13 protein-coding genes are annotated in these 15,294 nt (G+C 38.3%); all 13 read left to right on the top strand.

What is annotated here, in order from left to right:
• Positions 1–93 precede the first annotated feature (93 nt).
• The 13 genes from ABCW45_RS11745 to ABCW45_RS11805 all read left to right on the top strand — a co-directional run bounded on the left by ABCW45_RS11745 (position 94) and on the right by ABCW45_RS11805 (position 15,155).
• Positions 94–2,529 (top strand): hypothetical protein, encoded by a 2,436-nt coding sequence (locus ABCW45_RS11745; RefSeq protein ID WP_343220899.1) that lies wholly within the window; start codon positions 94–96, stop codon positions 2,527–2,529.
• Positions 2,522–3,352: an EAL domain-containing protein gene (locus tag ABCW45_RS11750; protein ID WP_117503679.1), complete on the top strand. Its 831-nt coding sequence runs from the start codon at positions 2,522–2,524 to the stop codon at positions 3,350–3,352. Before ABCW45_RS11745 ends, ABCW45_RS11750 begins: the two co-directional genes overlap by 8 nt.
• A 105-nt stretch (positions 3,353–3,457) precedes the next feature.
• Positions 3,458–5,251: a HAMP domain-containing methyl-accepting chemotaxis protein gene (locus ABCW45_RS11755; protein WP_343220900.1), complete on the top strand. Its 1,794-nt coding sequence runs from the start codon at positions 3,458–3,460 to the stop codon at positions 5,249–5,251.
• Between the two features lie 96 nt (positions 5,252–5,347).
• Complete coding sequence (locus ABCW45_RS11760) at positions 5,348–5,515, top strand: hypothetical protein (protein ID WP_343220901.1); 168 nt, start codon at positions 5,348–5,350, stop codon at positions 5,513–5,515.
• A 218-nt stretch (positions 5,516–5,733) separates the two neighbouring features.
• Entirely contained in the window at positions 5,734–6,471 is a 738-nt protein-coding gene (locus tag ABCW45_RS11765) for a metallophosphoesterase family protein (RefSeq protein ID WP_343220902.1), read from the top strand.
• A 5-nt stretch (positions 6,472–6,476) separates the two neighbouring features.
• The gene (locus tag ABCW45_RS11770) at positions 6,477–7,466 is read left to right on the top strand and encodes an NAD-dependent epimerase/dehydratase family protein (protein WP_117503685.1); all 990 of its coding nucleotides are present in this window, start codon (positions 6,477–6,479) and stop codon (positions 7,464–7,466) included.
• Positions 7,463–8,206 (top strand): DUF6564 domain-containing protein, encoded by a 744-nt coding sequence (locus tag ABCW45_RS11775; protein WP_117566834.1) that lies wholly within the window; start codon positions 7,463–7,465, stop codon positions 8,204–8,206. Before ABCW45_RS11770 ends, ABCW45_RS11775 begins: the two co-directional genes overlap by 4 nt.
• 3 nt (positions 8,207–8,209) lie before the next feature.
• Positions 8,210–9,385, top strand: coding sequence for a hypothetical protein (locus ABCW45_RS11780; protein WP_117551762.1), 1,176 nt, complete (start codon positions 8,210–8,212; stop codon positions 9,383–9,385).
• 27 nt (positions 9,386–9,412) lie between these two features.
• Positions 9,413–10,708 carry a phosphoenolpyruvate mutase gene (gene aepX / locus ABCW45_RS11785; protein ID WP_343220903.1) on the top strand — a complete coding sequence of 432 codons (1,296 nt, stop codon included), beginning with the start codon at positions 9,413–9,415 and terminating at the stop codon, positions 10,706–10,708.
• Between the two features lie 36 nt (positions 10,709–10,744).
• Positions 10,745–11,902 (top strand): phosphonopyruvate decarboxylase, encoded by a 1,158-nt coding sequence (gene aepY / locus ABCW45_RS11790; RefSeq protein WP_343220904.1) that lies wholly within the window; start codon positions 10,745–10,747, stop codon positions 11,900–11,902.
• A gap of 57 nt (positions 11,903–11,959) precedes the next feature.
• On the top strand, positions 11,960–12,847 hold the full coding sequence (locus ABCW45_RS11795) for a LicD family protein (RefSeq protein ID WP_343220905.1): 888 nt from the start codon (positions 11,960–11,962) through the stop codon (positions 12,845–12,847).
• The gene (locus ABCW45_RS11800) at positions 12,844–14,439 is read left to right on the top strand and encodes an NTP transferase domain-containing protein (RefSeq protein WP_343220906.1); all 1,596 of its coding nucleotides are present in this window, start codon (positions 12,844–12,846) and stop codon (positions 14,437–14,439) included. The genes ABCW45_RS11795 and ABCW45_RS11800 overlap by 4 nt, the downstream gene beginning before the upstream one ends.
• On the top strand, positions 14,439–15,155 hold the full coding sequence (locus ABCW45_RS11805) for an IspD/TarI family cytidylyltransferase (protein ID WP_343220907.1): 717 nt from the start codon (positions 14,439–14,441) through the stop codon (positions 15,153–15,155). The genes ABCW45_RS11800 and ABCW45_RS11805 overlap by 1 nt, the downstream gene beginning before the upstream one ends.
• The last annotated feature ends 139 nt before the right edge of the window (positions 15,156–15,294 follow it).

The following is a 15,294-nucleotide window of genomic DNA, read 5'->3' on the forward strand; positions in this document are numbered from 1 at the left end:
AGTAAGTTGATACAACAGTTATAAAAAAAAAGAAAACGCCGATAAAATTATCAGAGATAGGATATCTGATCATTTTTGGAGGAAACCGTAAAAATGGCGATCAAAAGAAAAGAAAAAAGAAGGCTTTTGCAGACAGCGGCCCTCTTAATGCGGGCAAATGAAAGAGTGTTCATGGGATTCGGCCAGAATACAGAAGAAATGATGATCGATGCTCTTTCACAATCTCAGGAAACAGCCCTTTTGTTGGGAACAGAGCTGGAAAATGTGGGAAAAGCAGATCTGGTCCCCCTTCTGGAAGTATATTGTGAAGATCTTTATGAGATGAGTCAGAATCTTCACAGTAAAAAACAGATTGCAAGGCGGTATAAAAAAATAAAGAAAGAATTGAAACTTTTATATGAACGTATGGAGAATGATATGGAAACAGACCGTCTCTGTTTTGTCTTTCTTCCATATAAAGTGTCTATGTGGGATTCTATGGAAACCGTCTGGAAAGCGGCAGATAAAGATCCGGATTGCGATGCCTATGTTGTACCGATCCCCTATTTTGATAAAGACCAGGATGGGAATCTGACAGTAGAACACTACGAGGGAGATCAGTATCCACAAGATGTTCCTGTCACAGATTACCGCACATTCCGCCTGGAAGATAAGAAACCGGATGCGGTGTTTATCCACAATCCCTATGACCAGAACAATAGATTGACCAGCGTCCATCCTGATTTTTATAGCAGCAGATTGAAGAAATATGCAGATCAGCTTGTATATCTGCCTTATTATACCACACCAAGTACTGGAAACGTAGAATCTGCGAAACGCCAGGCGAGAAGCACCGGGTTTGTCATTGAGCCGGGAACTATTAATGCAGACTGCTTTGTTACAGCAACAGAGCAGGAAAGAGAACTGTTTATCAATATTTTGTGTTCCGGACTCAAAGGAGTTCCAACAGAGCAATGGGAAGAGAAGGTACAGAACTTTGGATCACCAAAGATTGAACGTGCCCGAAGTACGAAAAGACAGGACAGTTCTCTTCCAGAAAAATGGAGGGAATGTCTTTACAGACCTGACGGAGCCAGGAAAAAGACTGTATTTTATAGTCTGTCTGTAGAGGCACTTCTGACCCAGCCAGATATGATGCAGAAGATAGAAGAGGTACTTCAATATTTTAGAAACAGAAAAGATCTCGCTTTATGGCTTCGTCCTCATCCACTGTATGAACAGACACTGGAGGTGATGCGGCCCCAGTTTTTACGGAAATATAGAGAACTTCTGGCTTCTTATGAAGAAGAAGGCTGGGGAATCCTGGACAGCGGATACGATCTTGATCTTGCCATTGCTTCCTGTGACTGCTATTACGGAGATTACAGCTCTGTAGCCCAGTTGTTCTGGGAAACAGGAAAACCGGTTTTATATCAGGATTCCCTGGTAAGAGAAAAGGAATGTAAGATACCATGCTGGCCGGGAGCTTTTTGGGAAGATGAAAAAGAAGTGTGGTTTGTTCACGGAAAAGTAAACCTGCTGTTTCATTATGATAAACAAATGGACAGACTTTCCTGCATAGGAAAGATTCCGGGAGAATTGGCATTTAAGGGAGATCTGTTCCGTTCTGTTGTACGGGTAGAAGACAGACTGTATCTTGTCCCATATTTTGCCAGAAACCTGGCCATTTACCATATAGATAAGGATCAGTTTGAGTCCGTACAGATCCGTGATGCAGAGCATTTTATAGAACAGCCGTTATTCCTGAAAGGCTTTCAGAGAGGTAATGTACTATATTGTATGCCTGCATGGTACAACAGCATCCTTTGCATAGATCTTACTTCCGGACATGTAACCTATACAATGGTGGATAAGAATAAAGTACGTGGTATTCCGGGGGTATTTGGCGGGGCTGTTTCTATAGGCAGAAACATTTTATGTCCGCAGACTTATAAAAAACGATGGCTGATCCTGAACACGGATACAGGAAAAGTATCCTGGTGCAGTTTTGCAGATCCGGAAAGGGAAATCACTTCGGTTACAGTTTGTGGTGATACTCTGGTATTTTTCGATGCCAGAACAGGATGCATCCTGAAAGAAACCAGAGAAGAGGGAAAAATAGAAGAGATTTTATATATTGACAGCAACGAAATACAGCTATATGCAGTATCCGAAAATGAAGTGATCGCAGATGATCTGGGATCAGGAACCTATTTAAAGTTTTGTCTGGATGGAACAGTGGTTTGGAGAAAGGAACGGAAAGAAGAAAAGACCGTATTAGGCAGCAGATTTAGGAAAGTTACAGAAGGAGAAAAAAACTGTGATATCCGTTTTACAGAGCAGGAATATCAGGAATGGAATTCTCCGTCAGCAGCAATTTATAAGGATATCCTTCCCACAGATCTGTATTATGTAGAGGAGGAAAATGAAGTCCTCACGCTGGACAAATGGCTTTCTCTCTGTGACCGGATCCAGATGCCAGTACCAGATGATAGACACAGCGGAGAAATGATCAAGGACTATGTAAAAAGCAAGCTTGCAAATGGATGAAAAGAGAAAAATCATGCAAAGTTATTTTGAAAGTGCATTGCCCTATCTTGAGGTTTTTTATCAGCCGATCTACAATTTAAATGAAAAGAAACTGAATGTTGCAGAAGCACTTTTACGATATGATGATGGCCACCATCAGAATATTGAACAGGTGATCCGCAAAGCAGAGGAAATGGGCTATGTCAGCTGTTTTGATCTGTGGGTTTTAAATAAAGTGTTAGAACAGCTGCCAGAGCTGAAAAAAAGAAACATTGAAAGAATAAATGTAAATCTGTCCCCGGTCACATGCTCCAGCGTGGAATCAGAAAAGAAAATCTTTGCCATGCTAGATCAATGTACATCAGATATATCTGCTATATGTTTTGAAATCACAGAAAGTAATCAATTACAGAATATGCAGCAAGTCATTAAGCTGGCAGAAAATTTGATAAAAAGAGGATGCCTCATAGCTATTGATGATTTTGGAAAAGAAGAGTCAAATCTCCTGCGGCTTATGCAGATACCGTTTTCTGTGTTGAAAATAGACAAGGCAGTTACATGGACTATAGATACAACAAGTTTTTCAAAAGACCTTATTTCGGAGATCATATATTTTTTGCACAAATATGGGATCCAGATCACGGCTGAGGGGATAGAAAACCAGCTCCAGGCGAAAGAACTTTCGGATATGGGCTGTGATTTCCTTCAGGGTTATCTGATCTCGAAGCCAGTATCGTTTGAAGATTTTTGTGCATTTATAGATGCTCATAATAAAAAAGAGTCTGCAGGATGGAAAGAAACACTGGAAGAAGCAGGAAAAAAGAACCATAGAAAAGAAAAATGAAAAACCAAATATCCCTTATGATTTTTCGCTACTTGCCGAATAATAAAAGTAGGGATTAAATTCCACAATATTCCACGAAAGAAATAACAAAGAGAGGGAAGGAACATGAAGAACCGTAATATGAAGCAAAAAATCACGATTGCTTTTGGAGCAGTAGTCATCTGTTTTTTTGTAACAGTTGGCGCGCTGTTTTATGGAATGATCAACATCAGCACACAGTATAACCAGTTCTATAAAAATAACCACGAAGCGATCGTACGTGTAGACAAGGTAAAAATCTATATGCTGGCAACAATCCAGAATCTGACGCAGGCTATGATTGATGATGACCCCACCGCCACAAAAACATATCTTTCAAACGTTGATTCGTATAGAGACGGCCTTGCGGAGAACGCAGGCTGGTTCATGGAGCGTTATAATGGAGATATGACACTGGTAAACCAGTTTCATACACAGCTTCAGGTAACTTCTGAGGTCACAAACAAGATCTTAGAGTATCTGTCCACTGGTTCTGACCGTGCGAAAGAGCAGGCAAGGCTCACGTTTATCAATGAGTTTGATCCGGAAGTGTCCAAGCTGGAAGGAATTCTGGATCAGTTTAGCGATCAGGTGACAGACCTTGTTGGTAATGATTACAATTCTTCCATGAAGACCAGAACCATCCTGTTTATTGTAGGGATCATAATTGTTATCGTTGCACTGATCCTTACCGTTATTATGGCAACGATCCTGATACGTTCCGTAGTAGAGCCGGTAAAACAGTTGCAGGAAGCTATGGAAAAAATGAGACGCGGTAATATGGATATTGATATCGAGTACAAGGCAGAAGATGAGCTTGGAAAGCTTTCCGATGATTTGCGGTCTGTAGCAGCGTTCCTGAACGCGGTAGTGGCAGATGAGACAAATATCCTTACAGAGATGAGCCGCGGAAACTTTAATGTTTATTCTTCTATGTCAAAGGATTATGTAGGAAGCTTTGTTGCGATCTATAACTCTATGGTTCTTCTGAGAGATAATTTAAGCAGTACGCTTTCGAGTGTTACCCAGTCAGCTGATCAGGTGGCAGCAGGCTCCGATCAGGTATCCTCCGGAGCACAGGCATTATCCCAGGGTGCTACCGAGCAGGCTTCTTCCGTGGAAGAACTGGCAGCGACCATTAATGAGATTTCCAATAATGTTGAAAAAAATGCTGAAAATGCAAAGGCAGCCAGCGACATGGCTGATAATGTAAGAGAACAGGCAGGAGAAAGCAGACAGCGTATGCAGGAGATGCTTTCTGCCATGACGGACATCAGCAACAGCTCCAGTGAGATTGGAAAGATCATCAAGACGATTGAGGATATTGCATTCCAGACTAATATTCTTGCTTTGAACGCAGCCGTAGAAGCAGCCCGTGCAGGAGCAGCAGGAAAAGGATTTGCAGTAGTAGCAGACGAGGTTCGTAATCTTGCAGGAAAATCAGCAGAAGCTTCAAAGAATACTTCTGCTCTCATTGAAGGTTCTCTTCACGCAGTTGACCGTGGTACTAAGATCGCAAATGAAACAGCCAAGGCATTGCAGCAGCTGACCGAAGGCGTTCAGGGAGTAGCACAGACCATTGAGGAGATCTCTTCTGCCAGCGAGTCACAGGCAGTTTCAGTAAAACAGGTAAATGAAGGCATCAGCCAGATCTCCAGCGTTGTACAGAGCAATTCTGCAACTGCAGAAGAAAGCGCTGCAGCCAGTGAGGAACTTTCCAGCCAGGCACAGATCTTAAAGGATTTGGTAGGTAAATTCACATTGAAGGATGGTTCTGCGGATCCTGTATCACATACAGCACAGTCAGGCAAGACAACAGGAGAAACAGGAGAAAAAGAACCGTCATCCCCTATCTCTTATGAGGATAATGACAAATACTAAGGCTGTGGTTAAAAAAGAATAGATAGTGTGTATGAGCCCACAGCAGATTTTATTTTCTGTTGTGGGCTTGATTAAAGTTGGAAAGGAAACTGAAAAATGGCAGAGCCAAGAAAATTATCACCGAAAGAATTCAGGACGATGCAGCTGTTAGAGCTGGATATGCTGGAGGAATTGGACCGGGTATGTAGAAAATATGATATTAAATACTGTATTACCTATTCCAGTAGAAAAACGGCAGCCACATGCTCCTGTATCAAGTTTTGACTTTAATGTAAAAAGCAAAAATGTAAAAGAAAAAATGCAAAATAATAAATGAATCTGTGAGAACACAGCCAATACGGAAACGGGAAATAGTCATACTATTCTGATATCGCCAATTGGATTTTAAAACGAACTGAAATAAAAAGTAACCTGTCAACAAAGATTCATGCATTGTTTGTGCCGAAGGCAGGAGCGATACAAGGAGGACATGTCGCGACGGCATGTTTAAATTAATGAAAATAGCAGTTTTATCAGATATACATGGTAATATGGAAGCTTTTCGTGAAGTTGTAAAATATCTGGAAAAAGAACAGATAAAAAAAGTGCTCATTCTTGGAGATATTATTGATTATGGTCCTCACTCAAATGAGGTGATTACCTGCTTAATGGATCTTCCATGGGAAATAATCTGTAATATACGTGGAAATCATGAGGAAGCAGTCATAGAACAAAAATATGACATGTTTTCTTCTGAAAGAGGGAAAAGATGTGCAGAGAATACGCGAAAATTGCTGAATGCAGAAAGTTGGCATTATTTGAATACCATAATGGATTCAACAGCATTAACAGAGGTAGTTATAGAAGGAAAAAAATGCTTAGCAGTTCATGGAAGCCTTAAAGATCATATGTGGACAGCTATCAGACCTGGGCAGGATTTAAGCGAATATAAAAAATACGACTATGTTTTTTCTGGACATTCCCATTTACCGCATATATTTAGTGAATATTATTATGTAGATAATATAGAATACAGAAATAAGAAACGTACAACGTTTATTAATCCAGGGTCTGTCGGACAGCCAAGGAATCATAATCCCAGAGCACAATTTGTACTATGGGATACAGAAACAGATGAATTTAAGATGTGTGCAGTTGATTATGATATAGAAAGAGAGCAGAAAGCATTTTCTGATAAAATAGATTCTTTTTATAAAAAGAGGTTATTAACAGGAGTATGATGATAATGAAAAACTTGTATGTGATCAGTGGAGTAACTGGAATGACAGGAAATGAATTGGCAAGACAGCTTGTCAGAATGGGACATAAGGTGATAGGTTTTGATAATTTTTTTGCGTCTTCTCTTCATACAGTAGAAGACATAGTCAATAATTCACTTTTTACGTTTTATCAATACGATATTAATGATAATGCCCAGATGGACAGCCTGAAACAAGAAATACAAAAAGAAAAGGGTCAATATGGTTTACTTGTATACATAAACTGTGCTGCAGTGGTACATACGGAACATTTTTATCATGTAAATCGCACGTTTACAACCAATGTACTGGGAATGAAGATGTTTCTTGACCAGGCGATAGAGAATGGTGCAGATATTTATATAAATTGTTCAACGTCTGAAGTATATTCTATGCAGTCATGGACACCGGATGGAGTGAAAGAGTCGGATTTTATTACTATGTCTGATGCAGAACACAGCCAGAGAACGAGCTATGCTACTGGAAAACTCATGACAGAATTTTTTATAAAAGATGCTGTGGATGAAGGTAAGATTAAAGGCTGTTCGATTCGCTTTGCTAATGTTTACAGCAAAAACGAATTGTATCCAAAACATATTATCCCTTATATTCTTCACCAGTTAAAGGATACAGGAAAGGTGCAACTTTTAGAAAATAGTAAGAAAAATATGAGAACATTTCTTTACAATGAAGATTCTTGCAGAGCTGTGATTGCATTGATTGATTCACCGGAGGCTTTGGATGGTTCTATTTATAATGTGGCAACGGATGAGGAAATATCCATTGTAAATCTGGTAAAAATGTGTGGGGATAAAATGGGGAAGAAAGATCCACAGATTGTATTTAAAGGATTTAGAAAGTCAGATCCGGAAAGGAGACTGTTAAATACAGATAAAATCCGAGAAAGAACCGGATGGATGCCGAAAGTAACACTTGAACAAGGTATTGAGGAGTGTGTAAAGGAATTAAACAAATGAAAGTTTTAATCATAACGGTGGCGGGCATGTCTACACGATTCAGCCGGTCAGTAGGTAAGCCGGTCATTAAGTGTTTATATCATAATAAGTCATTAAAAGACAGCTTGTTGTATATTTTGTTAGAACGCAGCAGAGAATTTGACTATTTTATTATAGTGGGTGGATACAGATATAAAGAGTTATGCGAAACAATCAGGGCATCATTTAAAAAGTTTTCAGATAGGATTCTTTTGATTGAAAATCCATATTATTCAACCTATGGTTCAGGATATAGTCTTTATTTAGGACTGCAAAAAGCCTTTGAAACAGGGGCAGATGAGATCGTTTTTGCAGAAGGAGATTTATATTTTAATGAAGACGATTACCAAAGGGTGTGTAGTGCCGATAAAAGTGTGGTTACTGTTAATAGAAATCCAATCCTGGCAGACAAATCAGTTGCGCTGTATTTTGATATTGCTGGTGAAATCCGATACATATATGATACAGGACACAATGAATTACTCATAAAAGAGCCCTTTTTTGCGATTTATAATTCTGGACAGGTCTGGAAATTTTCAGATAAAGAAATAGCAAAAAAAGTATTTAGCAAAATAGATAAAGAAGAATGGAAAGGAACTAATCTGATTTTTGTTGAAAAATATTTTCGTACTATTGGGAGAGACAAGTATGAACTGATTACCTTGGGAAATTGGGTTAACTGCAATACATTAGATGACTTCAACCAAATTCAGGAGTATTAAAAGATGAAAACAATCAATGAAAAGCTGGAAAAATTGAAAAATGAATTGAAAAACAGGAAAGTCAGAATTATGATCATTGGCCTGGGAAGTGTAGGAAATTATTTGCTGGATTATCTGGTTTCTATGGCGGATGAGAATATGGAAATCTGCGTGGTTGGAAGAAATGAAGAAAAAATGAACTCGGATGTAAATATCGTTAAGGTTGCGTCGTTGATCAGAGGACAAAACAAATGTCAGGTAAAAATAAATGCTACTGTTGATTTAAACGATATAAAAACGATTGAGCATGCTATAGAGTGTTTTGTACCGGATATCATTGTCAATAGCAGCCGTGCTTACTCAGGGTTGAAATATGGAAGCATTTCGTGGAAAACAGTGCGGGCTTATGGAATCTGGTCTCCTTTATCTATACGATATACAAAAAATATCATGGAGGCTTATGAAAGAACTGGTTCAGATGCGATTGTTATTAATACATCTTATTCAGATGTGGTGATACCATGGTTGAAATCGGCAGGTAAGGCATATCCGGACTTTGGAAGTGGTAACATCAATCATCTGGTATACCGATTTAAGCTTGCGGCAGGCAATATTCTCTCGATTAGAGACTTTTGGAATATAGATATTACATTTGCGGTTGCCCATTTTCATGATGTATGTATTAGTAAAGAAGGTCATACAGAGGGAGTTCCAATGCTGATCGACATGAGATACCATGACAGTCCACTACCTTTGGGGATTGATAAAATCATATCCAATTGCAATATCCCTATGCCAGTTGATGCTAAAAGAAATATGATGAATGCTTCCAGTAATTTTGAAATTATTCAGGCAATCCTTGGGGCGGTAAGAACTGGAAAAAAGACAAAACTTCATTGTCCTGGGGTATTTGGTGAGATAGGTGGATACCCAGTTATTATTGATGGAAGTGGTGAATCTCCACGAGCGTATATAGATGAAACTGTTTTTTCTTTGGAAGAAATGAGGAAAAAAAACAAAGAATCTATTTATTTAGACGGAATAGAGAATGTCCAGGATGGTGTTCTTGTTTATACAAATGAATTATTACAAAAAGTAAAAAAAGTTTTTGACGTGAATCTTACAAAACAGGTTTCTTTTGATGAAATAGATAATACGGCAGAGTTTATTATCAGGGAAATCATAGAAAAAAACAAATAAAACGAACAAATTAGAGGAGATTCAAATATGAGCATTGTATATACATGCTTTACAACAGATGTGATCCATGCAGGGCATTTAAATATCATCCATGAGGCACAAAAATATGGAGACGTAGTGGTTGGTGTTATGACAGATAAGGCATTAGTACAGTTTGACCGTTTTCCCACAATTTCTTTTTATGAAAGAAAAAAAATGGTGCAAGAAATTACTGGTGTGTCAGAAGTAATAGAACAGGATTCAATTATGTATGATACGGTCATTAGGAAAATAAAGCCGGATTATGTTATACATGGAGATAATTGGTGTAAAGGACCTATGAAAGCAATCCGCGAAAATGCAAAAAAAGCAGTGGAAGCTTACGGTGGTAAGATCATTGATATTCCATATACATATGATCCACAGATTAAAGAACTCAATAGGAAAATGAGGGCGAGACTTGCTATGCCAGAGTACAGACGGAAGCGATTAAAGCAGTTACTTGGCATTAGACCGATTGTAAAGGCACTGGAAGTTCATAATGGAATTACAGGCCTTATTGCAGAGAAAACGGTGGTTGAGCATGATGGCAGATTGGATCAATTTGATGCCATGTGGATATCTTCTCTTTGCGATTCCACAGCTAAAGGGAAACCTGATATTGAACTTGTTGATATGACAAGCCGGTTTAGAACAATTGATGATGTTACAGAGGTAACAACAAAACCTATCATTTTTGATGGAGATACAGGTGGGCTGACTGAACATTTTGTATATACAGTGAGGTCTCTTGAGAAAATGGGAGTTTCAGCTGTGATCATTGAAGATAAAACGGGGCTTAAGAAAAATTCGCTGTTTGGGACAGATGTGGCACAGACCCAGGATAGTATAGAACATTTCAGCCAGAAGATACGCGCAGGAAAAAATGCCCAGCTTACAGATGATTTCATGATCATTGCAAGAATTGAAAGTCTTATTCTGGAACGCGGAATGGAAGATGCTTTAAAGCGTGCAACTGCTTTTGTTAAAGCAGGTGCAGATGGAATTATGATTCATAGCAGAAAAAAAGATCCAGCGGAGATACTGGAATTTTGTGATAAGTTCAGGATGGTAAATACGGAAACACCTTTAGTAGTGGTTCCCTCTTCTTTCAATACGATTACGGAAGAGGAACTGGCAGTTCATGGGGTGAACCTTGTGATTTATGCGAATCAGTTGACTCGCAGTGCATTTCCTGCCATGCAGGATACAGCAAGAGAAATATTGAAATATCATAGAGCGAAAGAAGTGGATGACCGACTACTTCCGATTAAGGATATTATTACATTAATCGATACACTATAACAAGTGTGGAAAGAGAGTAAGGAGTGCAAAGAGCTTATGAAAGCAGAAAAGCTAGTACAGATTATAGGATCAGATTTTTATACAGGCGTGCCGGATTCACAATTAAAAGCACTTTGTGATTACCTGATGGCAACATATGGAATCAATGAGAACCATCATATAATAGCGGCAAATGAAGGAAATTGTACAGCTTTAGCAGCTGGTTACTATCTGGCCACAGGTAAGATACCTGTAGTATACATGCAGAATTCAGGAGAAGGAAATATTATTAATCCTGTTGCATCGTTGTTAAATGATAAGGTCTATGCGATACCCATGATATTTATTATAGGCTGGAGAGGTGAACCGGGAATACATGATGAACCTCAACATATTTATCAGGGAGAGATTACTTTAAAACTTCTCGAAGATATGGGGATAGAAGCTTTTGTAATCCGCAAAGAAACAACGGATAAAGAAGTAGAGCAGCAGATGGAATGCTTTAGGAAAAAATTGGCAGTTGGAAAAGATGTAGCTTTTGTAGTCAGTAAAGGAGCTATTTCTACGGATACAAAGATTTCATACAAAAATCATAACAAAATGCTGCGAGAAGATGTTATTCGGCTTATTGTAAAAAATTCTAAAAAAGATCCAATTATTTCAACTACCGGGAAGGCATCCAGAGAACTTTTTGAAATAAGGACAGCAAATGAACAGGGGCACCAGTATGATTTTCTGACAGTAGGATCAATGGGGCATACGTCTTCTATTGCCCTGGGTATAGCACTAAATGAGCCAGATACAAAGATATGGTGTATTGATGGTGATGGTTCAGCTCTTATGCATATGGGAGCTATGGCGATAATAGGTTCTACTGCCCCCGCAAATATGATCCATGTAATCATTAACAATGAAGCGCATGAAACAGTTGGAGGCATGCCAACAGCGGCTTCTGTTAATTTTACAAAAGTTGCGAAAGCCTGTGGTTATCCACATGCAGTTTGTGTTGATACATTTGATGATTTGGAAAGAGAACTTAAGAAAGCAAGAAAACGAAAAAAGTTGAGTTTAATAGAGGTGAAGTGTGCTATTGGATCAAGACAAAATCTGGGTAGACCAACAACAACAGCTATTGAAAATAAGGAAAAGTTCATGGAGTATCTGAAAACATTAAATGAATATCAATTAATAACCACCTCTTTGAAAAGAGATTAATTTGTGAAGCGGATATTTTATTTTTTTGAGCGGGGATAACATGGCAGAGGAGAGAACATGATGGATGCTGCTAAGAAACTTACACCACAAGAATTTAGAACAATGCAGTTGTTAGAATTAGATTTACTAATTGAGTTCGATCGTGTTTGTAGAAAGCATGGTATTAAATATTGCATTACTTGCGGAACATTACTAGGTGCTGTTAGGCACAAAGGTTATATTCCATGGGATGACGATTCAGATATTGCAATGCTTCGGGAAGAGTATGAGAAATTCAGGGCAGTTGCGGATGAAATGGATGCTTCTGTTTGCTACTTTCAAGATCACTATAATGATCCAGAATATCTTTGGCAATATGGAAAATTGCGTAGGACTGGAACTTCATTTGTCCGAGCAGGACAGGAACACATGAAAGGAAAAACCGGCGTCTTTGTAGACATTTTTGTTCTTGATGATTGCCCCAAAAGTGTGCTCGGAATGGAACTACAAGATTTATGGTGCTTCTTTTTAAGGAAAATATTGTATTCTCGTGTAGGAAAAGTTAATGAGACAGGCATGAAAAAAGCAATTTATAGCCTTCTCTCGGTGATTCCGGTCAAGTGGGTATATGGAAGAGTTGAAAAGATGGCGAGCAGAAGCAATAATAGTACACCAAACAGAGTGAGAACCTTGTTGTTTCCTACATTTGGGAAACTCTATATGAAAAATGCACATCCAGCAAAAATACGATATGGGATGCCAAAGAGTTGGTTTTTGGATAGAGCGGAGTATGATTTTGAGGGACACAAATTATACGGAACAAAGAACTATGATGCTTTTTTGAAATATGTCTATAATGATTATATGACATTACCACCGAAGGAAAAGAGATTCCCCCATGCTCCTGTATCTAGTTTTAACTTCAATGTTCAAAGTAAAAGCGTTGACAGGGAGAAGGTAAAATGAAAAATGCGATTATACTAGCAGCAGGAAAATCTGATCGTTTTGCTCCGTTTACATATGAAAAACCTAAAGGCTTGTTTCGGGTAAAGGGCGAAATTCTCATAGAACGGCAGATAGAGCAACTAAAAGAATCAGGAATAGAAAACATTTATATAGTTATTGGCTATATGAAGGAAAAATTTTTCTATTTGGAGCAGAAGTATGGTGTTCATTTAGTTGTAAATAATGAGTTTGGCAAGAAAGGAAATCTCTATTCGCTTTATGTGGTTAGACAATACCTTTCAAATTCATTTATTTGTTGTGCTGATCATTACTTTGTCACCAACCCGTTTATAGAGGAAAATTCGGACAACCGTTCATACCGTGCAGTATCATATCAGACTGGGAAATTCCGGGAATTTGGAGTTATGTGTTCAGATGCAGATGCGATCACCGATTTAACTATAGGTGGAAAAGACTCACTAGCCATGGTTGGACACGCATATATGAATGAGGGGTTTAGCCAAATATTTCGGAAACTTATGGAATCTGAAATAAATGACTTTGGTGTCGCTTCAATGTTTTGGGAAGAATTTTATGCAAAACATATGCGTCAGCTCACATTTTATAAAAAAGAGTTTTCGCCAAATGCAATTTTGGAATTTGATAGCATCGACGATCTACGAATGTTTGATTCGGAGTTTCTTTTGAATGTTGATTCGGAAATAGTTACAAATATCTGCGAGACTTTAAAATGCAATCCTAATTCAATTAGTGATATATCTGTGATTAATGCAGGACTTACCAATGTTTCGTTTGCATTTGAGTGCAATGGAGAAAAGTATGTCTATCGTCATCCGGGTGGAACAGCAGGAAATTTGATTGATCGTCAATCAGAACTTTTTGCACAGTTGGCAGCAAAAAAGATAGGTATTGATAAATCCGTGATACATATGGAAATAGCAGGATGGAAGATTTCACATTATGTTCAGAATGCCCAAAACTGTAACTTTGAAAAATCAAATGAACAGCTGACAGTTGCAATGAAGTATTTGCATCGTTTGCATGAGGTCGAACCAGATGAAAGCGTAAAAATCTTTGATAATGTTGCAGAAGGTAAAAAATTGATGGATATTGCATCTGCAACAAAAGGAAATCTGCGAAAAGAGTTTGCTGATCTTGTTGAAAAAGTAGAAAGGCTATATTCATTGGTAAAGGCCGATGCTAAAAGATTAGGGTATGGTTTAGTTCTCTGCCACAATGATACATATGAACTAAACTATCTTTATGATGAAAAAGGAGAAATATACCTGATTGATTGGGAATACACTGGTTTAAACTATGCGGCGAATGATATTGGAAGTATTTTATGTCGTTATGATTGGTCGGATGAGCAGATAGAGAGATACCTAAAGGCTTTTGTTGGTAGAACGTTAACGGAAGATGAACATCGGTATTATATTGCATTTATCCCTATTTCAGCGTTTTATTTTTTCTGTTGGGGGCTTTATAAAGGTAGCGTTGGCGAGGATGACGGTTTTTTCTTCTTGTCATCTTACAGAAATTTGGTGAGATTTATTGACTTCGCATTGAAAAGTTATGGAGAAAAGGAATAATGGTCACAGTAATAATTCTTGCGGGTGGAGTTGGTTCTCGTGTGGGTGCAGGGCGTCCGAAGCAGTTTGTTGAAGTACTTGGAAAACCAGTTTTGGCATACACAATTGAAATTTTTCAGAACAATCCTCAGATAGACGCTATAGAGGTTGTTTGCCATAAGAAATGGAAAGAGTATCTTACGGGAATGATCGAACAATATGGTCTGAGCAAAGTAAAGTGGATTGCAGATGGCGGAGATACTTTTCAAGATTCTGTAATGGGCGGTATCAATAATTTAAAGGACAAAATCAAGCCTGATGATTATGTTATGATACAATATGGAGCAGCACCATTTACATCGGATAAAATTGTCAATGATGTGATCCGTGTGATGAAGGATAAAGGATCAGCTATTACAGCTACGCCATGTTATCAGTTGTTAGGAAGTAATGACGAAAATGCTACTAGCAAGACCTGGGTTGATAGGGATAAATATATTCAGATCGCATGTCCTTATGGGTTCAGATTTGATTATCTTCTGAATGTGTATAAGAGGGCAAAAGAGAAAGGCTTAATTGAAAAGGTCGAACCGTATACAACTTCTTTGATGTATGCTCTTGGAGATAGATTGTATCAGGCGTATGGAGATCAGACAAATATTAAAATTACAACAAAAGAAGATCTTGCGTTATTTGAGGGTTATGTACTATTGCAACAAAGAAAAATGAAGCTATGAAATTGATTTGATGAAATTAACCTAGATTATTCACGGATCAGCCGTGAAAGTGGCTGAAAGCCACATAGTTACTGTATTTTAGCTGAATATTGCTTTTCACCTATCAAGTGAATGAAAAAAGAGCATCCATTTGTGGTAA

The organism is Pilosibacter fragilis (genome assembly GCF_032490495.1).
Classification (GTDB): domain Bacteria; phylum Bacillota; class Clostridia; order Lachnospirales; family Lachnospiraceae; genus Pilosibacter; species Pilosibacter fragilis.

Coding starts and splice junctions, on each gene's coding strand:
- ABCW45_RS11775 (WP_117566834.1), top strand. CDS start 7,463: ATGAAAGTTTTAATCATAACGGTGGCGGGCATGTCTACACGATTCAGC.
- ABCW45_RS11805 (WP_343220907.1), top strand. CDS start 14,439: ATGGTCACAGTAATAATTCTTGCGGGTGGAGTTGGTTCTCGTGTGGGT.
- ABCW45_RS11760 (WP_343220901.1), top strand. CDS start 5,348: ATGGCAGAGCCAAGAAAATTATCACCGAAAGAATTCAGGACGATGCAG.
- ABCW45_RS11800 (WP_343220906.1), top strand. CDS start 12,844: ATGAAAAATGCGATTATACTAGCAGCAGGAAAATCTGATCGTTTTGCT.
- aepX (WP_343220903.1), top strand. CDS start 9,413: ATGAGCATTGTATATACATGCTTTACAACAGATGTGATCCATGCAGGG.
- ABCW45_RS11780 (WP_117551762.1), top strand. CDS start 8,210: ATGAAAACAATCAATGAAAAGCTGGAAAAATTGAAAAATGAATTGAAA.
- ABCW45_RS11750 (WP_117503679.1), top strand. CDS start 2,522: ATGGATGAAAAGAGAAAAATCATGCAAAGTTATTTTGAAAGTGCATTG.
- aepY (WP_343220904.1), top strand. CDS start 10,745: ATGAAAGCAGAAAAGCTAGTACAGATTATAGGATCAGATTTTTATACA.
- ABCW45_RS11765 (WP_343220902.1), top strand. CDS start 5,734: ATGTTTAAATTAATGAAAATAGCAGTTTTATCAGATATACATGGTAAT.
- ABCW45_RS11745 (WP_343220899.1), top strand. CDS start 94: ATGGCGATCAAAAGAAAAGAAAAAAGAAGGCTTTTGCAGACAGCGGCC.
- ABCW45_RS11770 (WP_117503685.1), top strand. CDS start 6,477: ATGAAAAACTTGTATGTGATCAGTGGAGTAACTGGAATGACAGGAAAT.
- ABCW45_RS11755 (WP_343220900.1), top strand. CDS start 3,458: ATGAAGAACCGTAATATGAAGCAAAAAATCACGATTGCTTTTGGAGCA.
- ABCW45_RS11795 (WP_343220905.1), top strand. CDS start 11,960: ATGATGGATGCTGCTAAGAAACTTACACCACAAGAATTTAGAACAATG.